Source organism: Streptomyces alfalfae (genome assembly GCF_004127445.1).
Taxonomy (GTDB): Bacteria; Actinomycetota; Actinomycetes; order Streptomycetales; family Streptomycetaceae; genus Streptomyces; species Streptomyces alfalfae.
In genome coordinates this window covers 481,688-503,974 of record NZ_QEXM01000043.1, presented here as the reverse complement: position 1 = coordinate 503,974, position 22,287 = coordinate 481,688, and the positions used below count along the sequence as shown (strand labels likewise).

20 protein-coding genes and 3 pseudogenes are annotated in these 22,287 nt (G+C 70.5%); 8 read left to right on the top strand and 15 right to left on the bottom strand.

Annotation, left to right across the window (positions count from 1 at the left end):
* Nucleotides 1-22 precede the first annotated feature (22 nt).
* The 14 genes and pseudogenes from DCW30_RS25255 to DCW30_RS25190 all read right to left on the bottom strand — a co-directional run bounded on the left by DCW30_RS25255 (nt 23) and on the right by DCW30_RS25190 (nt 13,651).
* Nucleotides 23-2,266, bottom strand: coding sequence for a molybdopterin-dependent oxidoreductase (locus DCW30_RS25255; protein ID WP_076683755.1), 2,244 nt, complete (start codon nt 2,264-2,266; stop codon nt 23-25).
* A 94-nt stretch (nt 2,267-2,360) separates the two neighbouring features.
* Nucleotides 2,361-3,032: an enoyl-CoA hydratase-related protein gene (locus tag DCW30_RS25250; RefSeq protein ID WP_076683753.1), complete on the bottom strand. Its 672-nt coding sequence runs from the start codon at nt 3,030-3,032 to the stop codon at nt 2,361-2,363.
* A gap of 45 nt (nt 3,033-3,077) precedes the next feature.
* Nucleotides 3,078-3,695: a TetR/AcrR family transcriptional regulator gene (locus DCW30_RS25245; RefSeq protein ID WP_237283346.1), complete on the bottom strand. Its 618-nt coding sequence runs from the start codon at nt 3,693-3,695 to the stop codon at nt 3,078-3,080.
* A gap of 206 nt (nt 3,696-3,901) precedes the next feature.
* Nucleotides 3,902-4,213 (bottom strand): annotated as a pseudogene (locus tag DCW30_RS25240) (hypothetical protein); the annotation flags it as partial.
* Between the two features lie 190 nt (nt 4,214-4,403).
* The gene (locus tag DCW30_RS25235; RefSeq protein WP_076683749.1) at nt 4,404-6,194 is read right to left on the bottom strand and encodes a vWA domain-containing protein; all 1,791 of its coding nucleotides are present in this window, start codon (nt 6,192-6,194) and stop codon (nt 4,404-4,406) included.
* Nucleotides 6,191-7,334 (bottom strand): annotated as a pseudogene (locus DCW30_RS25230) (AAA family ATPase). Before DCW30_RS25230 ends, DCW30_RS25235 begins: the two are co-directional and overlap by 4 nt.
* Nucleotides 7,335-7,525: 191 nt before the next feature.
* Nucleotides 7,526-7,747: a hypothetical protein gene (locus DCW30_RS25225; RefSeq protein WP_076683748.1), complete on the bottom strand. Its 222-nt coding sequence runs from the start codon at nt 7,745-7,747 to the stop codon at nt 7,526-7,528.
* A 37-nt stretch (nt 7,748-7,784) separates the two neighbouring features.
* Nucleotides 7,785-8,975 carry a hypothetical protein gene (locus DCW30_RS25220; protein WP_103557380.1) on the bottom strand — a complete coding sequence of 397 codons (1,191 nt, stop codon included), beginning with the start codon at nt 8,973-8,975 and terminating at the stop codon, nt 7,785-7,787.
* The gene (locus DCW30_RS25215; protein ID WP_076683746.1) at nt 8,972-9,430 is read right to left on the bottom strand and encodes a hypothetical protein; all 459 of its coding nucleotides are present in this window, start codon (nt 9,428-9,430) and stop codon (nt 8,972-8,974) included. The genes DCW30_RS25220 and DCW30_RS25215 overlap by 4 nt, the downstream gene beginning before the upstream one ends.
* 37 nt (nt 9,431-9,467) lie before the next feature.
* Nucleotides 9,468-10,574, bottom strand: a complete 1,107-nt coding sequence (locus DCW30_RS25210; protein WP_076683744.1) for a hypothetical protein — start codon at nt 10,572-10,574, stop codon at nt 9,468-9,470.
* Complete coding sequence (locus tag DCW30_RS25205) at nt 10,567-11,310, bottom strand: glycosyltransferase family 2 protein (RefSeq protein ID WP_076688703.1); 744 nt, start codon at nt 11,308-11,310, stop codon at nt 10,567-10,569. The genes DCW30_RS25210 and DCW30_RS25205 overlap by 8 nt, the downstream gene beginning before the upstream one ends.
* Nucleotides 11,311-11,353: 43 nt before the next feature.
* Nucleotides 11,354-11,854, bottom strand: a complete 501-nt coding sequence (locus DCW30_RS25200; RefSeq protein ID WP_103557379.1) for a hypothetical protein — start codon at nt 11,852-11,854, stop codon at nt 11,354-11,356.
* Nucleotides 11,855-11,997: 143 nt separating this feature from the next.
* The gene (locus tag DCW30_RS25195) at nt 11,998-13,074 is read right to left on the bottom strand and encodes a DUF8094 domain-containing protein (protein WP_103557378.1); all 1,077 of its coding nucleotides are present in this window, start codon (nt 13,072-13,074) and stop codon (nt 11,998-12,000) included.
* A gap of 10 nt (nt 13,075-13,084) precedes the next feature.
* Nucleotides 13,085-13,651 carry a hypothetical protein gene (locus tag DCW30_RS25190; protein ID WP_237283344.1) on the bottom strand — a complete coding sequence of 189 codons (567 nt, stop codon included), beginning with the start codon at nt 13,649-13,651 and terminating at the stop codon, nt 13,085-13,087.
* A gap of 1,070 nt (nt 13,652-14,721) precedes the next feature.
* Here DCW30_RS25190 and DCW30_RS25180 point away from each other — a divergent pair.
* The 3 genes from DCW30_RS25180 to DCW30_RS25175 all read left to right on the top strand — a co-directional run bounded on the left by DCW30_RS25180 (nt 14,722) and on the right by DCW30_RS25175 (nt 16,518).
* Nucleotides 14,722-15,336 carry a hypothetical protein gene (locus DCW30_RS25180; RefSeq protein ID WP_237283343.1) on the top strand — a complete coding sequence of 205 codons (615 nt, stop codon included), beginning with the start codon at nt 14,722-14,724 and terminating at the stop codon, nt 15,334-15,336.
* An 18-nt stretch (nt 15,337-15,354) separates the two neighbouring features.
* Nucleotides 15,355-15,528 carry a hypothetical protein gene (locus tag DCW30_RS37620; protein ID WP_237283342.1) on the top strand — a complete coding sequence of 58 codons (174 nt, stop codon included), beginning with the start codon at nt 15,355-15,357 and terminating at the stop codon, nt 15,526-15,528.
* Between the two features lie 279 nt (nt 15,529-15,807).
* Complete coding sequence (locus DCW30_RS25175) at nt 15,808-16,518, top strand: tectonin domain-containing protein (protein ID WP_076683740.1); 711 nt, start codon at nt 15,808-15,810, stop codon at nt 16,516-16,518.
* A gap of 702 nt (nt 16,519-17,220) precedes the next feature.
* Here the strand turns inward: DCW30_RS25175 and DCW30_RS25170 are convergent.
* Complete coding sequence (locus tag DCW30_RS25170; RefSeq protein WP_076683738.1) at nt 17,221-17,652, bottom strand: cupin domain-containing protein; 432 nt, start codon at nt 17,650-17,652, stop codon at nt 17,221-17,223.
* A 407-nt stretch (nt 17,653-18,059) separates the two neighbouring features.
* Here DCW30_RS25170 and DCW30_RS25165 point away from each other — a divergent pair, with 407 nt between their 5' ends.
* The 5 genes and pseudogenes from DCW30_RS25165 (at nt 18,060) to DCW30_RS25135 (ending at nt 21,861) form a co-directional block, all read left to right on the top strand.
* A complete protein-coding gene (locus DCW30_RS25165; RefSeq protein ID WP_237283341.1) occupies nt 18,060-19,064 on the top strand; it encodes a hypothetical protein in 1,005 nt (334 codons plus the stop codon).
* 41 nt (nt 19,065-19,105) lie between these two features.
* The gene (locus DCW30_RS25160) at nt 19,106-20,116 is read left to right on the top strand and encodes a TauD/TfdA family dioxygenase (RefSeq protein ID WP_076683735.1); all 1,011 of its coding nucleotides are present in this window, start codon (nt 19,106-19,108) and stop codon (nt 20,114-20,116) included.
* Nucleotides 20,117-20,853: 737 nt separating this feature from the next.
* A pseudogene (locus DCW30_RS37070) lies at nt 20,854-20,986 on the top strand (IS5/IS1182 family transposase); the annotation flags it as partial.
* Nucleotides 20,946-21,266, top strand: coding sequence for a hypothetical protein (locus DCW30_RS25140; RefSeq protein ID WP_076683733.1), 321 nt, complete (start codon nt 20,946-20,948; stop codon nt 21,264-21,266). The pseudogene DCW30_RS37070 and the gene DCW30_RS25140, both read left to right, overlap by 41 nt.
* 250 nt (nt 21,267-21,516) lie before the next feature.
* On the top strand, nt 21,517-21,861 hold the full coding sequence (locus DCW30_RS25135) for a hypothetical protein (protein WP_123985579.1): 345 nt from the start codon (nt 21,517-21,519) through the stop codon (nt 21,859-21,861).
* Nucleotides 21,862-22,287 lie beyond the last annotated feature (426 nt).

Here is a 22,287-nt window from a genome sequence, read left to right as displayed (position 1 = left end):
CGCCGTGGGGGCGGTGTGTTCGTCAGGCGGGAAGGGGCTCGATGCGGGCGGGGACGTGCTTGTGCCAGGGGGTTGCGGCGATGGGGTCGCGCCAGGTGAGGTCGGTGAGGGTGTTCAGGGCGACGCCGGTGCGTTCGGTGCCGCCGTCCTGGGTGGGCAGGTCGAGGCCGAAGCCGTTGGGCAGGGCCGCGTGGCCGGGTTGCAGGCGGTCGTCGATCTCGACGAGTGCCTGAGCGGTGCCGCGGCTCGTGGTGATCTGCGCGGGGGCGCCGTCGGACAGGCCGAGCTGTTCGGCGTCGTGGGGGCTGACGCGCAGGGTGCCCTGGCGGTCGCGCTTGCGCCAGGTGTTGTCGCGGAAGATCGTGTTCGCGGTGAAGGCCCGGCGCTGGCCGGCGGCCAGGACGATGGGGAAGTCCTCGGTGGTGTGGACGGCCGGGGTGGTGTCCAGGTCGGCGAGGAGGCCGAGGAGTTCGGGGATGGGCAGCGGGATGCGGTGGCCGGGGTGGGGGACGTAGTTCCAGGCGTCGGCGTACTCGTCCTCGGTGAATGTGATCCCGGACCGGCCTTCCAGCATCGCGTCGAACAGGGCGTCGGCGTTTCGGTGTCCGGCCCGGCGCATGGCGGCCGGGTGCTCCTTGGCGATGCGCTGTGCGAGCGCCCACAGCACGGCGGCGGAGCGGGCCCTGTCGGGGAGGGTGGGGCCGAGTGTCTCGTACAGCAGGTGCGGGGCCATGGCGAGAGTGGACTTGTCGAGGACGGCCAGGGCGGCGAAGGCGAGCTTGTACGGGGTGCGGCCCAGGCGGGCCGCCGCGCGCAGCGCGGTGAGCCTGGAGCGGGGGACGGCGTCCAGTTCGCGGACAAGGCGGGCGTAGATCTCGGGTTCGGGCAGGGTGCCGGGCAGGGGGTCGAGGACCGGAGCGCGAAGGTGGAAGGTGTTGTGGGGGAACTCGAAGGTGAAGAACGTCGCCTCCCACTTCTCGAACTGCGAAGCGGCGGGAAGGACGTAGTCGGCCTGGCGGCCGGTCTCGGTCAGGGCGATGTCGATGACGACGACCAGGTCGAGCGCGGCGAGCGCCTTGGCGAAGGCGGCGGAGTCGGCCAGGGAGTGCGCGGGGTTGGACGACTCGATGATCATCGCGCGGAACCGGTCGGGGTGGTCGGTGAGGATCTCCTCGGCGATGACGTTGCAGGGGACCAGGCCGCCGGGCATCCGCGCTCCGGTGACGGGGGTGTGGCGCGGGTGGGTGGAGTAGCGGGCCAGCGGGGCGATCCACGAGTGGGGCTGCATGGCGCCGGGCTTGGCGAAGTTTCCGGTCAGCAGCCAGGTCAGCTTGTTGAGGTAGGACACCAGCGTGCTGTTGGGCCCTTGCTGGACGCCCAGGTCCTCGTACGTGGCGACGCTGGAGGCGTTGCCGATGACGCGGGCGGTCCGGCGCAGCAGGTCCTCGTCCACGCCGCAGGTCCGCGCGCAGGCGGCGACGTCCACCGCCTTGAGCTGGGCGATGACGGTGTCGGCGCCGGTGGTGCGGGCGGCGAGGAAGGCGTGGTCGAGGAGGTCTTCTTGGACCAGGATGCCGAGGAGGCCGGCCAGGCACCAGGCGTCGGTGCCGGGCTTGACCTGGAGGTGGATGTCGGCGAGGTCGGCTGTCTCGGTGCGGACCGGGTCGACGACGATCATCGTGCGGGCGGGGTCCTTGGCGATGTCCTTGAGCACGGTGCGGGCGCGCGGGACGCCGTGGGACTGCCAGGGGTTTTTGCCGAGGAAGAGCGAGACCTCGGCGCGGGTGAAGTCGCCGGTGGTGTGTCCGCCGGTGAGGTGGGCGTCGACGTGTCCCTCGCCGGTCTTCTCCTGGGCGAGGGGGTTGGAGCGGTAGCGGGCGCCGAGGGCGCGCAGCAGGGCGCCGCTGTAGGCGCCGCCGAGGTGGTTGCCCTGTCCGCCGCCCCCATAGAAGAAGATCGATTCGCCGCCGTGGGTGTCGCGCACGGTCTCGAGCCGGGCGGCGATCTCACGGATGGCGGTGTCCCAGTCGATGGGAGTAAAGCTGTCGTCCTCCTCCCGCCGCAGCGGTGTGGTGAGGCGGGTGCCGCCGTTTTGGTAGTGGTCCAGGCGCAGGGCCTTGTTGCAGGTGTAGCCGGCGGTGGCGACGTGGTCCTTGTCGCCGCGGATCTTGGCGAAGCGGCGGCCGTCGGTCTGGATCTGGATGCCGCAGTTGTTCTCGCACAGGATGCACGCGCTCTTGTGCCAGGTCTCGGTGGAGGCGGTCATCAGTCCTGTCTCCTCAGGCGGTGGACGGTGGGGACGGCCCGCCCCCGGGCAGAACTTCCCGAGGGCGGGGTGGTGCGGTCGGTGAGGTGCCGGTTCAGCCGAGCGGGTTGGTGGTGTCGCGCAGGGTGGCCAGGGCCGGGGCGTACATGCGGGCCTTGATGGTGCCCAGGGTGTCGCCGGCCTTGTTCACCTGTGCCTGGGCGATCTCGATCGCGGTGGCTCGCACGGCTTCCTCGGCGGCGGCCTGGTCGACGATGCCGGCGGCCGCGGCGTCGGTGCCGCCGTAGCGGTGGGCGGTGAGCATGGCCGTGTGCGCGGTCTGCGGCGCCAGGCGGGACTGGATGAGTGCGGCCATGCCGGGGGTGAAGGGGATGTTGATGTCGGCTTCGGGCAGGCACCAGTAGCCGCGGTCGGCGCGCATGACACGGAAGTCGTGGGCCAGGGAGAACATGGCGCCGGCGGCGAAGGTGTGCCCCTGCAGCGCGGCGACCGTGATGACCGGCAGTGACAGCATCCGCGCGAACAGCTCGTGGACGGAGACGACGTAGTCCTGGTGCTGGTCGGCGTGGGCGAACAGCCACTCCAGGTCGAGCCCGTTGGAGTAGAACTTCCCCGTGGCGGCGGTGACCAGGGCGCGGGGCCCCTCCGCCTTCTCCACCTCGTCGAGCGCGGCGCCGACGGCGGTGATCCAGTCGGGGTGGAAGCGGTTCTCTCCGTCTCCGAGGTCGAGGACGAAGACGTTGTCGTGGCGGTCGAGCGAGGGCATGGCGACTCCTTCGTTACTGATCTGACGCGGGTCAAGGTCTGCGGGCTACGCCTTGGGCCGGGGCCCGGATCCAGTGCCCGGGCGGTCACCCAGGGCGTAGAGGAGCAGGTCGTGGATCTCGGCGGCGGCGGCCTCGATGGGGGCGGTGCTCTGCTCGGCCCGGCACATGATCACCGCGCCTTCGACCGCGGCGATGATGAAGGCGCCGAGCCGGCGGCTGCGCTCCTCTGTCAGCCCATGCCGGACGAGGAGACCTGCGAGGGCTTCCTGCCAGCGGGCGAAGACGGCGGCGGCGGAGCGGGCGAGCTGGGGTGCGTCGTCGTTGGTCTCGACGGCCACCGCCACGATCGGGCACCCGGCCCGGAACCCGCTCTCCACCAGCCGGTCGCGCCACAGCACGAAGAACGCGTCGACCGCCTCCACCGGATCATCCGCCTGCATCGCGGCATCGATCAGGCCCGCGATGAAATCCCCCGCCAAGGCCACCGCCTCATCGATGAGCTGCGCCCGCCCGCCGGGGAAGTGGTGATACACCGAACCCCGGGGAGCCCCGCTGTGAGCGAGCACCCGGTCGATGCTGGTCGCGCTCGCCCCGTACTCACGCAGCAGCGCAGCGGCGCTGAGGATCATCCGGTCACGGCTCTCACTCCTGCGCGGACTCACCTGCCCAAAACCTCCCGACGATGACGTGGCCTCCACGAACGGATGGGCTACCTGTCGGTAACTTATGGGGTATGGCATAGAACATGCAAGAGGAGTTGCAGTAGTCATTGCAGCCGTACCGATAGGTCCCGCTTGGTCGAGGGTTGGGTCAGTGATGGCGCTGTTTCTGGAACCGCTCAGCTCAACACGCTGAACTTGACAGAGAAGCCCTCGACGACCAGGGCGGTGTGCGCGGCCATCATCAGCTGATGGCGGGAGCGCTCACCCCAGTCCAGGGCCTTGGCCGGGCCCTCCAGCTGCGGCATGTCGAACTGCTTGGCCCAGGCGGCGGCTGCCTCCTGCTCCTCGGCGCGCTTCTCCGCGAGCCACTTCTCCTTGGACGCGGAGTCGGCGTCGCGCGCCGCCTTCCAGCAGTCGGTGCAGTCCTTCGACGCGAGCCAACGGGCGAAGCCGGCCCGCTTGTCGGCGGGGCGGTTGGACAGGTCGTGATCTACCCGGTGGGAGCAGGCGTGCTCCACGGTCCAGTGCGTACTTACCCCCGGGGAATTCCGTTTGATGGGCGTTACGTTCGAGGTCGGGCCGCTGGTCTGGGGCTTCAAATCGAGTGCCTTTCGTTGACGGTTGGGGTTGCACGAGTCATGCGGCGGACGGGGGTGGTCTGGAGTGCTTGGCGGTGGTCTCGGGGACGCTTCCGCCTTCTGCGTCGTCTCAGCGGGTCCTGCGGATGGCGTCTGTGGCCGCCTTGGCGATGGCGGCGGGAGCGCTGGAGGGCTGGGGCAGGTGCAGCAAGGTGGTCCCCGGCAAGTGGCGGGATTCCGCGGTGAGGGTGAGCTGGAGTACGGCGCAGCCGGCGGTCGTGAGCTGCTTGACGCGGGTGACGGCTTGAGCGGTTTCGTCGCTGCCGTAGTGGGCGTCGGTGACGATCACGAGGAGGCGGCCGGCGCCGGGGCGGCTGAGTTCGAGGCCGTGGTCGAGTGCGTCGATGGCGTCGGCGAGGTTGTGGTGGCCGCCGGTGGCATCGAACGTCGTCACGCGCTCAGGTGCTCGGTGGGTGGGTCGGGTCAGTGCGGTTAGGTGCCTGTCGTAGGCGATGGTGGCGGTGCGGGAGTCGGGGTCGGTCAGGGCTGCTGCGCGTGCCACGATCCAGGCAGCGGAGGCGACGGGCTTGCAGGCGGCGCGCATGGAGCCGGAGACGTCGACGGCGATCCCCACACGCAGTGGTGGGGTGGGGGAGTTCCGGCGGCGGGTGTGGGTGAACGGTTCTGCGGTGGGGACCGACCCGGCGGCGCGCTGAGCGTCGCGGGCGAGGGCCGCGCGCATGTTGAGGCGGCCGGGCGGGGTGGGGCTGGTGGTCCGTTCCTCGGTCCGCTCGCGGTAGGCGGCGGCACGCAGGGCGCGGCTCAGGCGTGCGGCGGCACTCTGCTCGGCGACGGTGGGCCTGCGGGTGCCGGTGACCGGGTTGCCGGAGGGTGCCGGTGTGCCGTCGGGGTGGACGGTGGTGCTACGGGCGTTGAAGACCGACTTGGCGGTGGCGGCGGCTTTGCGTCGCTGGCGGGCTCGCTGGGCGCGGTCCTGAGCCTGCGCCTTGGAGCGCGACGCCATGGCGTTGGCCGCTGCGTCCTGTGCCGCGAGGTCGGCCGCGTCGGTGGCTGCCGCGTGGTCCATGACGACCTTCACGGCGCCGGTCAGCAGATCGGAGAGGCCCTCCGGCACGGGCAGGGCGGGGGCCGCGGCGTCCAGAGCGTCGCACCATTGTTGACCGTGCGCGAGCATGGTCGTGGCGTCGTGGTCGGCGCACTGGTGAGCTGCTGTCCAGATGCTGGTGAGGGTGGTCAGCAGGTCTTGGCCCAGCACCTTTTCGCACAGTTCGGCGACGGCCCGGGTCTCGCCGGCGTCCAGGATGCCGACGTCCCGGCGGCCGAGGATCAGGGCTGCCGCGGCGGCGGCCTGCTCGATGCCCTGGAGGGCGGGGTGGTTGATGTCGGGCATGACCAGGGTTCGGGCGCTGGTGCGCAGGTACGTGCGGTCCGTGGGCCGCGTGATCAGGTGCGCGCCTTCGACGCGGCTCTCCTCCAGCAGGAGCGCGGCCTCGACGACGCGGGGGTTGGCTCCGGCAGGCTGTGTCCAGACGGAGTGGGCCGCGTGCGCGGCCTCGTGGACGAACACTCCCCAGGCGGCGGGATACCGGTCCTCGTCGCCCACGATTCGCGGATGGATCTCGTGGGGCTGGAGGGGTGCGAACAGGCGGGCGTCGAACTCGACCTCGCCCAGCGTGGGGAAGTAGGCGGCCGGTGCGCCGCTGCGTGTGCCGGGGCGGCAGGTGACGAGGAGGTCCTGGCGGCCGGAGAGGGCGACCAGCCGGTCGCCGAGTTCGGCTCCCACGCGCAGCCACGCGGCCGGGGAGGAGCGGGGTTGCACGGGCGGTGCGCCGTCGTCGTCCCAGCGCGCGAGGTCGGCGTCGTCGTCCGGCATGGACTGGATGTGGTGGTGGGCGCTCATCGCGGGCGGCCCCGGTGTGCGGAGCCGGTGCTGCCCGGAGGCTGCCGGGCGGCTGAGGCGGGGAGCTGCTTGCCGAGGGTGAGAGGTGCGATCTTCTTGATGCCGACAGCCTTCGTGACGGCGTCGGCGACGGCGTCGCGATCCTCCACAGGAGCGATGCCGACGAGGTTCGCGAGCGCGGCTTTGGTGCCGAGGACGGCCTCGGTCTTCTGGTAGCTGAGCAGTTCCCGCAGTTGGGGGGCCCAGCCCAGCTCGCCGAGTTCGACCTGCTGGGCGAGGTGTCGGGCGACCCGGACCACCCGGGCATCGATCCTCAAGGCCAGGGCGAGGTCGTAGTCCGTGCCGATCTGGATCTGCACGCTGAACCGGCTCGCGAGCGCCTCCGTCAACACCGCCCCATGGACGCCGGGATTGTGGCCCGCCACCACGTAGAAGCCCGGCTCGGCCTTGATGGTCTCGCCCTTGTGGGCCTTGACCTGGATCTGCCTGCGCCCGTCCATCGCGGGATACAGCGCCGCCAGGACCTTCGGTGAGATCAAGGTGGCATCGTCGATCAGCAGGGCGCGGCCCTCGGTCATCGCGGTGACCAGCGGACCGTACTGGAAGACGTAGGCTCCCGCGTCATCCTGTGTGTACTCGCCGATCAAGTCGCCGACCGTGGTGTCGCCGTCACCGGCGACGGTGAGCAGGTCCGGGAACGCCGCCTCGACCAAACTCGTCTTGCCGGTGCCCGGAGGGCCGTAGAGCAGCACCGGCACGTCGGCGTCGCGCAAGCGATTCAACGCCTCGACGTCGGGCAGATCGGCCAGCTCCCGGGGATGGTAAAGCTGGCCCCCCCGCGCGGCGGATCGGCCCGGTCTGCTTGGGCGCGGCTGCTGCGGTGTAGGTCGTACGGGCCGTGGCCGCCTGGGCGCGGGGAGCGTGAGTGCCCGGTGGGCTGATCACAGCCCTCTGCGCGGCTGCGGCGGTCTTCGCGTTCGCGCGGAACTGCGGTTGTCCGGTCCCGCTTTGATCGGCCTCGCCGCGTCGCACCAGGGTGAGGGCGGCGTTGCGGACGGCGCCGTGGGAGTGGCCCAGCTGCCTGGCCATGTCCCCGATGGTGAGCTTATCCGCCGGCCGGTCGGCCAGCAGTCGGGCCACCTTGGCCCGTAGTTCGCCGCCCTTGGTGCGCGCTGATCTGGTAGGCCCGGGTGTGGTCAAAACGAGAACCCTTCAACAGGTGTGGGTGGGGTCGGGGTGGGCGATGCGCTAAAGAGGCCGGCCGCTCTCGGAGGGGATCACGGGCTGTGCCGACATCGGCGAGCGGGCCAACCGGGGCGTACCGTCGGCGCTCACCGGCCGACCGAGGGCTCGGTCCAGGGGCACGGGACGGCCGGCGACGAGCAGCTAGCCGGTTGCTGGGCAGCCCCGTGCGCCTGCTCCGTACCGAGTTCTGTCACTCGGCAGGCGCAGCCGGGCGTTTCTTCGAAGCCGTCCTGGAGCAGGATCCGCCGGGCGGCGGCGTTGTAGCCGGTGGTGGTGATCTCGCCGGTGATGGTGTGCCGGATCGGCATGAACGGCTCTGCTGCTGCTTCGGGCAATGCGGATCTCCTAACGGTGGCGGGCGGTCGTGCTGGCGCGGGGCGGCGGCGCGGGCGGTGTGGTGTCCACGGCCGGGCGCGGGCGGGTGCGCAGCACGGGGGTGCGGTGCGGGGGCAGGACGGCGACGGTCGCACCGAGGTCTTCGGCTGCCTCTTCGACTTCGCGGGTGAGGAACTCGATCTGCCGGCCCAGCGCGGAGAGGCGGGCGGCGATCTGGCGGCCTTGCACGGTCTCCAGGGCGCTGGCGAACTGGCTGGTCGTCTCCAGAAGTTCTTGCAGGCGGACCATCGGGCCGGCGGCGTAGCCGCGCTGGACGGCTCCCAGGAGAGCGTTCGAGGCGTCACCGGCACTGTGGCCTTCGACGACGTCGCGGATGAGGTCCTGCAGAGACAGCTCCGGGGCCGGTGCCGGCCGGTTGAACCGAGAGATGTCCGAGCGCAGCACGCCGGGCGGGACCGGAGCGGGCAGGGCCTTGCCCGCCTCGTACTCGTGGGCGAAGTGCCCGATCACCTGCCAGCCCGCTACGCCCGGGTCGCCGCGCAGCGCGACCACTATGGAGTCGTCGTCCTCGACCAGGTAAGCGAGGGTGATCGGCTGTCCGTCGGCGGCGTACCACGACTCGGTCAGCTCCAGCTCGCCGCGCTTCTGCGCGGCTTGGGCCCTGGCGGTCCACAGCTGCTGTTCCTCGTCGGTCAGCGGAGCCTGGTGGTGCCGGCCGTCGCGCTGGTCGGCGAGGTTGCTGGCGATCGGGCTGTGGTCCGCCCAGGCAGTGAGGTGCGGCCACAGAGCCGCGTGCTGAGCACGTTCGGCTGGGGAGCCGGGCGCGGCCGGCCGGCCGAGGGCCCGGCGGATCTCGGCGGCGGAGAATGCCAGGCCGTCCAGGACGGCCCGCCACCCGGTCAGGTGCCGGGCGGGCGGCAACTCGTCGAGCGCAAGTCGGGCGGCATCGAGGAGAGCCTCGGCGTGCGGGGCGAGGTGGGTGACGTACGCCTCCACCGCCGCCTTGTCACGGTGGGCTCGTGCGGCTGCGGCGGCGTCTGCGTGGACGGTGCGGCCGTGGCGGTCGCGTGTCATGTCGAGGGCGGCATCGGTCTCGCAGTCGATGACGGCCATCCGCAGCCGGAAGTCGCGTGCCTTGCTGGCCAGTGCGGACGCCGTCGGCAAAGGACTGTCGGGGGCCGGGCTGTTCGCGGGTGTCATCGGGACCGCCCGCCGGCTGCGGCCGTCAGGTGGACGGTGGGAGCGTAGGTGGGCTTCGGCGGGATCGACCGGGCCGACGGCGGGGAGGTGGTGGGCGGGGTGGAGCGCTGCGTCGTTCGGCCGGCGGCGGCCTGGGCGAGCCTGCTGCGGCGCTCCTGGAGCCCGTGGGGCCGGACAGGGCGCGGCGGACCGACGGAGAGGGCCGGATTGAGGCGGATGTCGGCCTGCACGGTGTAGCCGTGGCGGCGCAGGTCGTGGACGGCCTGGTGGGTGCGGCGGACTCCGTCGCGCTCGGGCTCGCTGAGGCGGTACAGCCCGGGTTCACCGGGGACGGGCTCGAACTGCTCGCGCTCCAGGAACCAGTGGGCGAGGTGCTGGGGAATCGAGGAAGTGAAGGAGGCGACGAAGCCGTGTTCCTTGTGGTCGCCGAAGGAGAAGTGGGTGCCGGGTTGCAAAGGGGCGGGAATCTCCAGACTTGTCGGGGTGGAACGGTCAGTGGCTGCGGTACGCCGGCCGGGCCTCGGGGAGGGGGCGGGCCGGGGCTGTGACGGGGAGGGCCGGGCGGCGGTGGGGTGCGCTCAGGCGGGCCTGGCGCAAGAACGCGTCGCCGTCGGTGAGCCACGTCTCGATCGCCGGCCACGCGCGTGCTCGGCGCTCCTGCTCCGGTACGGCATCACCGTGGACGATCTCGTCGAGCAGGGCTTCGGCATCGCTCACGGCGTCGGCCAGACGGGAGAGGGCTGAGGCGTCGTCGGGCCACGGGCTGTTCGCGGGCCGGCACCGGTCGAGCAGCGTCGGGGCGTGGTCGACGACGGTCAGGAAACGGCGCCAGGCGTGGTCGAGGAACAGCTCCGTCGAGGCGCCGAGGGCGGCGGCGCTCAGCGGGGTGGCGTCGCTGTAGCTGCCGGAGGCGTTCATGGCCTGCCAGGCGTCGTGCTCGGAGCGGATGTCTGCGAGCACGCCGGCGATGGCCGCCGTCTGGCGGGCATGGACGGCCTGCTCGTAGGCGGGAAGGTACCGGTCGGTGAGGGCCTGGGCAGCCCGCCCGGGAAACGGCGGCAGGACGATGCTGGGCGGAGCGTGGGGATCGCCATAGCCTCCTTCGAGCCCTTCCGGCGAGAAGGCGCCCACCAGGTAGCCGAGATGATGGCCGGGCCGCTCGACGAACAACAGTGTGGTGCCCTGCGCCGCGTCGGTGAGGACCGCGGCGTAAGGGATCCGCTCGCTGCGGACGGCGCGGCCGAGGTCGCCGCTGTCCCAGATCCACGGGACCAGGTCCTCCTGCCAGGCCGGGTGCGCATAGATCTCGACCGAGGCGTGCCACTGGCCGGGCAGCAGGCGCGCGAGGTCACGGGCGGCGTCGCCGATGTACCGCCGGCTGCTCGTGTGCACGCTGGCGCGGTGCCGCTTCGCGCACGTGACCAGATCGACCACGGTGGTCTGGGTGCCGTCCGCGGGCAGGTGCCACACGCCGTCGTCGTCCCGCTGGAAGCCACTCTCCGCGAGGGCGGTGTGCGCCCACGGATACTGCTCGCCCGAGGCAATGGCGACGATCCCCGACTCCCGGCTGTGCGACAGGATGATCTGAGCCTCAGCCACGGACCAGGTCCTCGCCACCGTGCAGGACGGCGCGCAGGCTGCGCCCGTACGCCCAGGCGTGCTCCCGGGCCGCCGCCTCCAGCTGGTCGTATCCGTCCTGGGCTGTCATCTGCCCGGGGTGCTTGCGGTACCGGTACACAGGGACTGGCAGCAGGATCCCGGGTGCCAGCGAGGTCACGCCGAGGGCCGCGCAGTAGTCCTCGCCCTGGACGAGGCCGCCCATGGGGGCGGCGCGCACGAGGTCGGTGCGGGCGAGGATCGTGGTCGGCCCGATGGGGATGGTGTCCGCAGGCGATTTCCAGTACGTCCACACCTCCCCGGCCTGGTGCCGGCCGGGCGGCGTGGGGCAGCGCCAGAGGGTGGTCGAGCCGTCGGGATGCTGGTCCTGGCTCCAGCCGGCGCACCAGCCGACGCCGGTCGACTCCAGGATGTCTAGCCGCACGGGCATCGCGTCGTCCGTGAACTCGTCATCGTCATCCGCCCAGTTGACGTAGCGGGTACGGACGTGGGTGAGAGCGAGGTTGCGGGCGCAGGCGGCGCCGACCGGCCGGGGCAGGGCCAGCGTGCGGACCCGGGGATCCTGCGCGAGCGGGGCCGGCAGGCGGTCCGGCGAGGCGCCGTCGAGCGCGATCACGGCCTCCCACGGTACGGACTGCCGGGTGAGGCTGGCGTGCATGGCGGTCAGGTAGTCGAGGCGGTCGTCGCGCAGGCGGGTGGCGATGACGACCGTAATCAGGGGAGCGGGCAGGGAAGTCTCCGGCAATGAGAGGCAGTGAGGGTCAGCGGCGGGCAGCCGTGCGGGGCCCGGTCGGCGCTGCACCGGCAGCGGGGCGCGCGGTGCGCGAGGTGTTGGGCGTCCGGCGTGTGGTGATGGCGGGCCAGTGCGCCGGGTGGTCGCTGAAGGGGGTGCTGGGGTCGGTGTCCCAGGCCACGAGGGGACCCGCGCCTGTGTGAGCCATGCTGATCACTTCGATGCCCTGCGGATGCAGGATGTAGCCCCACGGCATGCCCAGTTCGTCGGCGGTGGTGGCGGTGACCGTCATGCGCACCGGGGGCGAGCCGTCCGGAGTGATCAGGTGATCGAGGGTCCGGCTGGGCCAGTGTTCGCCGCCGGTCAGCGCGGCCACGAGCGTGGGCGGGGCGCCGTCGAGGAGATCGGTGCCGAGTTCGTCCCAGCCGACGCCGATGTCGTCGATGAGGTGCTGGGCCATGGCCTCGATGTCGCGTCCGAACTTGTACTGGTAGGCGGCCAGGAGGAGCGGGAGGTGGTTGCTGGGCACACCGTCGAGCTGGACGTGGATGCCGCTGTACCCCGTGCCGGCAGTGGGGCGGGCGATGAAGGATTGTGTGGACAGGAGTTCTCCGGAGCGAGCAGAGGGCGAGGGATGTCCTCGGTGGCCGTCGAAGTGGCGGGCGGGTGCGGCTACGCGCGGTGTGACCAGGAGGGGACCGGGGGGCCGGAGGCGTCGGTGCGGGCGCAGGTGTAGCCGATCAGGCGGGAGGGCTCGGCCTTCGCGGGGACGGTGGCGGCGTCGTTGCACACGAACGTGTACCGGATGGACATGCGGGGCACGTCGTGGAGCCAGGCCCGGTCTTCCTTGCCGGGGTTGATCTGCAGGCCGGAGTGCGCGACGGCGTCGGTCTGGGTGTGCGTGTGGGAGAAGAGGACCAGCGCGCCGCCGTCTTCCGTCTTGAGGGCGTAGGCGTCCGTGAAGCGGTTGTCGGCTCCGTCGAAGACGCTGGTTCCCTTGTCGCCGAAGCGTGTTGCGGCATCGCTGTGGACCTTGACCTGCCGCTTGCTGGCCTTGGTCGGCGCGAACACCTTGCTTCCGGTGTTCGTGCCTCCGGTGGTGAAGTTGTCCAGCACGGCAGTACGCAGCAGGTCGGCGTCGGCGGCCAGCTGCTTGTTGTCGTTGGCGGCCACGGCCGTCGCGTATCCCTCGCGGTCCAGGGCGACGTCGGGCAGCTTCTGGCTGTCGAGGTCGACGACGGACACCATCTCCCAGCGCTTGTGCTGGGGCTGTTCGGCGAACACGGCCAGGCGAGAGGGGGCCTTGCCCTTCTCGCTGGAGAGGGCGGCAGCGAACCAGCGGTCCTGTCCGTCGGCCAGGCGGGGGATGTACAGCTTGGCGCTGGCGAGGTCGTAGGACCAGCGCTCGTACGGCTCGCGGTCCTTGGCGGGGAGTCCTTCGGTCTCGGTGTAGTCCGAGACGGACATCGCGTACAGGGGTCCGTCCTCGACGGTGTCGAGGAGGCGCCGGTCGCGGTCCGCGTTGGCCTCGTTGTTGATCTTGGAATAGCGGGTGATGACGTCGCGGGCCTGAGCAGCGCTGAGAGCGGGCGCGGGCTTCGGGGCGGTGCTGGCGCTGGGCGTCTGCCGGGCCTGGGCTGGGCCGTCTTCGTCGGAGCAGCCAGTGAGGGCCAGGGTGAGGCAGGCGGCGCCGATGATCAGCGGCAGAGTACGGCGGGCGGTGCGGATGGAGGCTCCAAGGGTTCGCAAGTGGAAGAAGTCAGGGCGTGCGTCTGGCCGGTGGGGCGGCTTTCGGCGATGCCGGCGGGAGGACCCGTGGCGGGAGGGGTGACGGCTGGGCTGGGGGAACGTGTGAGTTTTCGTGGGGCAAGACGGGGTGCGGTAGCAGCCCCAGCTGGGCGAGGCGGTGGTCGATCGCCTCGATCAGAGGTTGGGCGCTGCCGCCGTGGCGGGCTTCGGGCCGCTGGGGAGCACCGGGATCGTTGGAGGGCGCCGAGTCGTAGATGACCTCGAACAGCGTCTGGTCGTCGAGGTGCTCGCGAGTGGCGATCCAGCCCTCCGGCTCTCCGGGCGGTCGCTCGGAGGGCGGGTCGTGCGGCGGACTGATGACCAGGTAGCTGTCGTCGGGGAGCGAGACGCGCACGTTGTAGGTGCTGAGGCCGAATTCGATGTCGCACTGCAGCCCGCGTGCCCGAAGCGGCGTGATGACGTGTGCGTGGCGACGCCACAGCTCCTGCCACCACGGTGTGTGCACGTTGCGGTGGTCGGGCAGCGGCGCGAGCGGTACCTGGCCTGGTTCTGGAGTGGTCGTTTCGTCAGCGGCCATGGCTCCTCCTGCGGCTGCCGCCGCTTGCGGCCCGGAGGTAGGCGTGCGGGTCGTCGGGGCGTGGGGGAGAGGTCAAAGGGTGTGCTCCTTCCTGCCGACGGGCAGAGAGGCGACGGCTGTGGCGTCGGGGTGATCCGGAGTGCAGTGGGTCAGGGCGCGCACGGGCACGGCCGATGGAGAGAGCTAACGGCGAGGCGCGGGGCCGGTGGAGGGGGGAGCGGGCGGCAGGCTCGCGGTAGCTCCACGCGAGGTGTTGGCCGACGCTGTCGGGGCGGGGGCCGGGTCATAGGCGGCGCGCAGCCTGTTCAGACCGGCTTCGTCGGCGAGAGCGAGGGCGGACAGCGCCCGGCTGGCCGCTGTCATCAGCAGGTGCGAAGGTGATCCCTTGGCCGCGTCGCGGTTCTCCTGCTTCCATCGGGCGGCGGCGACGAGGTAGTCGCTCAGGGCGCGCAGTGCGGGTTCGGCGGCGTCCAGTGTAGGGACCGCAGTTTGGTGAGCACGGTTTCCTGCGGAAACGGGGGATTCCGCGCGTGATGAGCACTGTGTGTGGGTGCCGATCATGAGCAGAACGCTCCACTCGGGTGTCTTTGATGGTTGCTGTGAGTAGCGGCAGTCGACCCTTGCCTTCCGGTTCCCTGGTTGGAGCCGACTGGTGGTGGGAGGTGGTGCGTTGTGGATGAGCCCTCCGTAGGCGATGGGTGCAGGGACATGCGGGCCTCCCCGCACTGAACGTGGACATGTAGCGGTTGAAGGAACAATGGTGCGCAGAATCGCCGGTTTGGGTAACCGGCGTTCGGCGGCTATGTTCCGCCCAGCAGGTCGGCCTCCTCAGCGCCGAAAGCCCGTGGTCTTGTCCCGGTCCCTGCTCTGGGCTGCACTCACGGCAGGGGCAGCGGGGCACGGTGGAAAGGGCGATCTTGCGTGTGTTGAAGATCGGCGGTGGGTGGGAAGGCTGTGGCCGACCCTTGTCTGTCGTGCAGGGGGCGCTGTGGCGCGCAAGGGTTCACGTTCGACTGCTCAAAAGGGGCACCCGTTTGGCCAGCAGCCACAGGGCGGGCTGGGGACGTGCTGTGGGAGTGGTCGAAGTCCGGCACGCTGCCCGCAACCGGCTGTTGCGGCGCATACCGGGAGTGGGGACGGCTGCGGCGTACCGGTTCGGTCTGGTGGAGCGGCCGCACTATGCCTACGGGGTGCGCCGGGCGACCGAGTTGGCCGCGCGGTTGGGGCATTGTGGGGTGACGGTGGTGGAGTTCGGGGTGGCCGGTGGCAACGGGCTCCTTGCCCTGGCCGAGCACGCCCGCTACTACAGCACGGCCACCGGTGTTGCGGTGCGGGTGGTCGGTTTCGACGGCGGCCTGGGCATGCCCCCGGCCAAGGACCCGCGCGATCTGCCCTACCTGTTCGGTGCGGGTTTATACACCATGGACGGAGACCGCCTCAGAGCCCGTCTGGGCGCGGCGGAGCTGGTGGTCGGCGATCTCACCGAAACCCTGCCCCACTACCTCCGCTCCCGCGCGGACCTGCTGCGTGAGCACCCGGTCGGCTTCGTCAGCCTCGACCTGGACTACTACTCTTCGACCGTGACCGCCCTCGACCTGTTCCGGGGACCGGAGCACGAGCATCTGCTGCCGCGGGTCACCTGCTACCTCGACGACCTGCCGGGCACCGTCGACCAGATCGGCTAGGCCGCCGCGATCGCGGACTTGAACGCGGCTTATCCGGACCGGCCGACCGGCCGGGTCTTGGGCCTGCGGGCGTGCACGCCACTCGACCCGCCGTGGGCTGATCAGATCTACGTCCACCACCGCCTGGACCACTCCGACTACGCCTGTCTGGAGGTCGGCGCCACTGGCGATCAGCTCCCTCTGGAGGAGTGACGGGCCTGCGCACATTCGGCCAGGCCGCCCCGTCCGGCAGATTCCGCATGGGCCGGAAGCACAGGCCGGTGTGTGTGTCGATCCTCCCTGGGAGGGACACCGCTTCCGGCCGAAAGGCTCTTGGCCCGAGCCCATCCCTCCCCTACCGCGCAAGAGGGCATGGTACCTAAACACTGATTTCTGACCTGTTTGCTATCAGAACATGTATTCACCTGCTTTATCTGCTCATCTCCTTGGCGAGGATGGTGACCACTGCTGGTTCGAGGAAGGGCTTTTGGCGTGGCGGATTGGGTGAAGGTCGCGGGCGGGCTGAGTGCGATCTCGGCGGGTTCCAGGACGACGGTGTGGGGTGTGAACTCCGGCAGTTCCGTCTACCGGTACACCAACTTTGACGGCAGCCCGTGGATCAACATCCCGGGTGGGCTGAGTGACATCGGGGCCGCCTCCGACGGCACGGTGTGGGGGGTCAACAGCGGGAACCAGATCTACCGGTACACCGGGGACCAGGGCTCGACGAACTGGGTGGGCATCAACGGGAGCCTGGTCCGTATCGACGCGGGTTCGCGGACGAACGTGTGGGGCGTGGACTCCGCCGGGGGCATCTACCGGTACACCAACCACGATGCCAACCCCTGGCTCAAGATCCCGGGTGGGCTGAGTGACATCGGGGCGGCGGCGGACGGCACGGTGTGGGGTGTCAACAGCAACAACCGGGTCTACCGGTACACCGGCGACCAGGACCCCTCGGACCCGTGGGCGGACGTCAACGGCAGCCTGAAGCGGATCGCGGTGGGCTCCCGGACCAACGTGTGGGGCATCGACCCGGCCGGCAGCATCTACCGGTACACCAACAACGACGCCAGCGGCACCAACCCGTGGATCAAGATCCCCGGCACCGCCTCCGACATCGCCGCCGGCGCCGACGGCACCGTGTGGCACGTCAACGCCGGCGGTGAGATCTTCCGCTACACCGGCGACCAGCCCAGCTGACTCCCGCCTGAACATCAACAGGGGCCCTGGACCAGGACAGGTCCGGGACCCCTGCCTACAGGCCGAAGGCGAGCGTGAACACGCCCGTGCCGCGACGATCCGGCAGAACATCGACCGGCGCACGGATCCTGCCCGCGGCGGCTGTCCAGGGTCCCGCTGGTGCCTGGGGCATCGCGGGGTCTGCTCGGTGACGCGGCCGGCTTCGTAGGATCACACGCACGCGTCGGAGACGGCGGCGTCGTGAAGTCTGATGGTTGGCAGTCGTCCGGGTCGGGGTCGCAGGCCCCTTGTCCGTGTACCGGCTTCATGGTGGCGGCAGCGTCTCCCACGAGGACCAGTCCGCCGGGGAAACGGCTGAGCTCGGCGAAGTCGCGCCGCATACTCTCACCGAAGCGGAAGGTGCGGACTTCGCCTGCCATCGCGCACTGTTCGGTGAACTTTTCGATGGAAGGAACGGCGCGCAGCATCCGGTCGCTGCCGGGCCGATAGTCCATGTAGCCGACGACCACTGTGCTGGCCTACCGGAACGTCGCCGGTACGGAGGCGTGAACATTGCTCACGACGGTCCTCGGTCCCTCCTTGGGCAGCCACCGGCAGCGCCCGTTCGCTACCCCCTACGAACCTCCGCCCGGTCCGTTGCACCGCCCGGCACCTCCCCGCGGCGGGTGGGCACCCGTCGCGGAAGGCGCCGGCGGGGACGGTTCAGCCGGCTCCGACGGGCAGGGGGCCGACCCGGGCTTCCAGCCACACGGGGAGGTCCAGGAGCCGGACACCTTCCTGCTCGTCGGGATCGGTCCGCGCGACCAGGCACACCATGTCCTCGGTACCGGAGTTGACCGGCATGTGGGGGGTGTCGGCGGGGATGTGGATGTAGTCGCCCGCCCGCAGGGTCACATGCTCCGTCAGTCCTTCTCCGTGCCAGACCTCGACCTGGCCGGACTGGATGAAGATGGCCGACTCGTGCCCCTCGTGCAGGTGAGGACGGCCGCGGGTCCCGGCCGGCATCACCAGCCGATGGAGACACAACCGCTCCGCCCCGGCCGACTGGGCACTGATCCCCGCCCCGAACGTGCCGCCCTGGACACCCTTGTACTGACCGGTGCGCACCACCGTGCACTGCTTCTGATCTGCCATACGCGCAGTACAACAGGCTGAGCGCTCCTTGCCCATGATCAGCCCACTCACGGCCCCGTCGCAGCGCGCCGCCCGCTGCCGCCGGATAAAACGATCAACCCGGCCCTCGGCCGCTGGGCACAGCCCAAACAGGAAGACGGGCCTTGACCCCGAGTTCGCGCTTGCCGGGCTCTGGGGAGGATCGGAACGGCTGCCAGGCCGCCGCCGCGGACCTCGCCGTCCAGTGCACCGCATAAGGAATGGTCTTGCAGATCAGGTTTCGTGTGGGGTGTTCTTGGCGAAGTACTTTTCCCATGGGCTTATCGCCGGTTGCCGGTCATCCTGCTGTCGCTGTTTTCCGTGAGCCCCGAGGGGGGCGGCCCGCCCCGGGGCTGGGCCCGTGGGTCGATGCTGAGGCCAAGCGCACCGTGCGTGTGCTGGCCGGGTTGGTGACCCATGCCAGACCTGTCGAGCGGGCCGTCGCGCTGCGGCAGGCCACTGCGGCTGCCGGTGAGTTGGTGGCCGCGCTGTCGGCTGCGGCTCCGGCCGTGGCCGGCGAGGGGCTGCCTGCGGAGTCGACCAGTCAGTCGTTCTTCCGGGTCCGTGAGATGGAACTGTCGGATCAGCAGGCCGCCCTGCACGGTGTTTTGGTCGTCCACCGCGGCTTGGAAGACCTGTGTGAGGCTCCGCTGTCGGGCGCCGACCTGGCGCTGGAGACGGCCGGAATGCGGCAGGCGGTGCTCGACCTCACCGGCGCCGCGCCGGGCGCCGCCCCTGACTCCCCACCGCCGGTGGCCATTTGCGAACCTGTTGCGGGCGCGTCGCTGGAGGACGTGTGGAGCGCCCGGTGGCTCATCGGCCACCAGGTCCATGTCCTGTTCAACGTCTGTGCCGCGGTCGCCGTGGCCGACGCCACCCACCATCTGCGGCATGGCGACAGCGACTCCGCACTGCTGCGACTGGCTGACGCGACAGAGTACGTACGGGGTTTCCCGGCGGCCATGACCCACGCCAGTACGGTCCCGGCCGACTACTACATGGCGGCGATACGCCACACCATGGCGCCGCCCTCGGTAGACGTCCCGTTGAGCGGGCGCCAGCATCGCGGATACAAGCTGTTCCGGGCGGCGATGAAGGACCTGCTGTCCCTGGTTCCCGACTCCTACGAGCAGCTGGTGGCCCGCGCCCCGGAGCTGGCCGAGGCGCGTGGCGCTCTCCTGGAAGCCGACATCGTGGACAGCGAACGGCACGTCACCCTCGCGTACTCGATGGTGCATCTGCACCGTTCCATCGCTCAGAGACCCGAAGGTCCCGACAATGCCGTCGCCGAACTACGGCACATGCGCCACCGCCGCGCAGCCCAGTACGCCTCCATGATCCGGTTCGGGGACCACTACATCGCTGACGCCGTGGCCGGCCTGCGTCACTCCTGAGTCCGCATGTCCGCCACCCATACCTCCGGTAGGAGACCTTGATGCCCGAGCCGACGCCCGGCACCATCCGAAGCTCTGCCGTCGCCGCCGACTGGGCGCTTGATGCGGCCGATGCCGTCGCGTGCGAGCGTCTCGCCCGCACCTTGTGCACCGGCGGCCACGACCAGGTCGACGACCCTGAGTGGGTGGCTCGGGCCCGGGACGCCTGGGAGGACGTTCCGGTCCCGCTGCGCCGTGGGGTGCGCCGGTTTCGCAGGCACTCCGGCCCGCACGGCACCTTGGTGATCGGCGGGCTGCCCGTCGATCAGGCGGCCCTGCCCGCGACACCGTCCGTACCCGGCTCGGTCCAGCGCCAGGCCACCGTCTCGGCCGCAGTGCTCACCATGGTGGCCTGCGGGCTCGGCGAGCCTCTCGCCTACCTGGCGGAGAAATCCGGGGCCCTCGTGCAGGACGTCGTGCCCGTACCCGGGCAGGAAACCTTCCACGGCAACGCCGGATCAGTACGGCTGTCCTTCCACACCGAGAACGGCTTCCACCCCCACCCACCCGACTACGTGATCTTCCTGTGCCTACGCGCCGACCACGACCGACGCGCTGGCATGCGCCTCGTCGGCCTCCGCCAAGCACTGCCGCTCCTCACCCCAGCCAGCCGCGACGCCCTGTTCGCACCGGAGTTCATCACCACACCACCACCCTCCTTCGGCCCCGACCGTGCCGGGAGTCAGCCCGTCGTCGAGCCCCGGGCGGTACTGTCGGGCGCAGCCGAAGATCCCGACATACGTATGGCGCAACTCGTCACCACCCCGCTCACCCCCCGGGCCACTACGGCGCTGACCGAATTCGGCCGCGCCTGCGAGGCAACCGCCCGCACCCTGTGCCTGGCACCCGGCGACCTGGTCATCATCGACAACCGCGTCACCGTCCACGGCCGCACCGCCTTCCACCCCCGCTACGACGGGGAAGACCGCTGGCTTCAACGCACCTACGTCACCACCGACCTGCGCCGCTCCCGCGACCACCGCCCCCGGGACGGCCACATACTCACCCGCTGACCAGCCTCCAGTCCCACGGGTGTTCACGTATATGAGAGGGCGGGATGTGTAGCGAGCCCGCGCCGGGCGGAGGTCCGGCTGTGTCGCAGTGACGTCTCTGTCCGGCATTCGTGCTGCTGGACAGAGGCGGTTGCGGCGAGGGCCCGGAGCCGTCGAGTTGCGCTACACCAGGGCCCTCTGCTGACATCTGCTGAAGGAGGATGCGGCGGCCCTCGATCTCCGCGATCGTGAACTGCTCACCGTCAAAAGTGAGTGGCAGACGTGTCCGCAGAGTCGTTGTCCAGGCGTTCACACTGACCTCCGCAGAACCCAGTTGCCACTCAGCGGGCGGGACAAATCAGTGGTCAGCCGACCAGACCACACCAGCGCCAAAAGCGGTGGCCGCGCCTCGTAGTCGGGGCTCCCAGCTGCCAGCCGTCGCTCCGCGACACCCAGTCGGTCACCGTCCTGCACGCCTTCCCAAGCCCGTTCAATCTCGGCCTCTGGTACCACACCGGGGCGACGATAGGCCGCGAGGAACCGGACGTTCTCCAGGACTACCCGGTCCGCCCCACACCAGATCTCGTACTCCCAACCGTGCCGTTCGACCAGTTCACCCGGTCAGGCCAACGCCTCCGTGATCTTCGGGTCCGTGAGTCGATCATGAGCAGGACGCCCCGTTCGGTGTCCTTGATGATCGCTGTGAGTAGCGGTGGTTGACATTGCCTTCCGGCTCCCAGGCATGGGTTGCTAGGTGGTGGGAGCGGTTCGCCCGCTGGGACGTGGACGGGACCCGGGCCCGTCTGCTGGAGCAGGCCCAGGTCCGGGACGACGCCGGGGGAGCCATGGAGTGGACAGTGTCGGTCGACTCCACGATCAGCCGGCCCGCCAGCACGCCGACATCGAGCGCCCGGGCCAGTGGGAGGTGGAGGCACGGGAGCCGGATGAACTCCAGCGCCTGGTCCTCGCTACCGTCGACCCGTACATCGACCGAGATGTCCTCGCGCAGCAGATCACCCGGGAGGGACAGCAGCGCCGCGCCCTGGAGGAGTTCGCCAGTTGGTGGGGGTGCGACGAACGAGGGGCCGTCGTAGGCGGAGTGCGGCGTCCTTGGCCCCGGCTCGGAGGGTCAGCGGCGCCCGACGGTGCCGCGGACGAGGGCGTGCCATGACGTTGTACCGGTGGTGGCGGGGTACTGGTCGGCGCTCCAGGGGCCGGGGCCTGGGACGGGGCGTTGGGCGGGATCGTCGGGGTGGGGGTGTTCACGCGGCACCTTCCTACTGTTTGTCGTGGTTGGCCTTGGTGTGGAGCTGCTCGAGGATCCAGATCCGCCGCTCGCGGACGGCCTGGCCCTGTGACGGTTCGTCATGGGATGATCACCGCAGGTTGACACGGTGTCGGCCTTGGAAGGGGACACGCGCATGCCTGAGATCACTCCCGAGGCCATGGGGCCGGCTCCGGTCCAGCTCACGCCCGAAGCCACGGAGCCCGCGCTAGTCCCGGCCGGCCAGGTCAAGTCCGAGGAAATCGGCGCACTGTCGGTCGAATACCGCGACGGTCAGCCCGTGATCGTCGTCAGTGGCGGGACGTACCTGCCGGCGAGGCTCACAGTTGTCGATGGCGGCGGGAGCCCCGTTGCGGCGTACGAGGCGGGCCCCATCACGACCACCCGGCTGCTCTCCATCACAATTGGTGACCAGGACGTCACTGATTCCGCGAGTGAAGCTGGAGGTGACATGCTCTACGTCAACTCCCTCTCCTTCTAGCGCGGCACCGAACTGCTGGTTGTGGTCACCTCCTGGCGCACCGGGAGATGGCCCAACTGTCCCGGCCCAACTACTTCTGTCGCGGTTGCTCAGGCTGTGCAGGGCGTGTCCTGGTCGTGGGCGGGCGGCACGACTGCGGCGGAAAGGAGGTTACCGTGGCGGCGGCACCGGACAGCGCGACGCTTACCATGCTGGACTCTTGCCAGGAAGTCCGGGCTGGAGTTGGGGAATCAGCGGCGCGGCACCGTGTACGAATGACGCGGTGTGAGGCAACTGCCACGCCGATGACGTCGCCTGCGAGGAAGCCGCTGCCGAAGCCGTCCGCCTCCAGGCCGCCACGCCCCCGGAGCCGGAGTACGACCAGGACCTGGAGCCGGGCAGGGGCCACGGCTGGTTCTGCCGGCGGCCCTGACGTCGGGGTACGTG

Excerpts from the sequence above, each read along its gene's own strand:
- DCW30_RS25255 (WP_076683755.1), bottom strand. The coding sequence starts at position 2,266 with ATGACCGCCTCCACCGAGACCTGGCACAAGAGCGCGTGCATCCTGTGC.
- DCW30_RS25190 (WP_237283344.1), bottom strand. The coding sequence starts at position 13,651 with ATGGCCGCTGACGAAACGACCACTCCAGAACCAGGCCAGGTACCGCTC.
- DCW30_RS25250 (WP_076683753.1), bottom strand. The coding sequence starts at position 3,032 with ATGCCCTCGCTCGACCGCCACGACAACGTCTTCGTCCTCGACCTCGGA.
- DCW30_RS25235 (WP_076683749.1), bottom strand. The coding sequence starts at position 6,194 with ATGAGCGCCCACCACCACATCCAGTCCATGCCGGACGACGACGCCGAC.
- DCW30_RS25160 (WP_076683735.1), top strand. The coding sequence starts at position 19,106 with ATGCCCGAGCCGACGCCCGGCACCATCCGAAGCTCTGCCGTCGCCGCC.
- DCW30_RS25220 (WP_103557380.1), bottom strand. The coding sequence starts at position 8,975 with ATGACACCCGCGAACAGCCCGGCCCCCGACAGTCCTTTGCCGACGGCG.
- DCW30_RS25170 (WP_076683738.1), bottom strand. The coding sequence starts at position 17,652 with ATGGCAGATCAGAAGCAGTGCACGGTGGTGCGCACCGGTCAGTACAAG.
- DCW30_RS25225 (WP_076683748.1), bottom strand. The coding sequence starts at position 7,747 with ATGCCGATCCGGCACACCATCACCGGCGAGATCACCACCACCGGCTAC.
- DCW30_RS25135 (WP_123985579.1), top strand. The coding sequence starts at position 21,517 with ATGCCTGAGATCACTCCCGAGGCCATGGGGCCGGCTCCGGTCCAGCTC.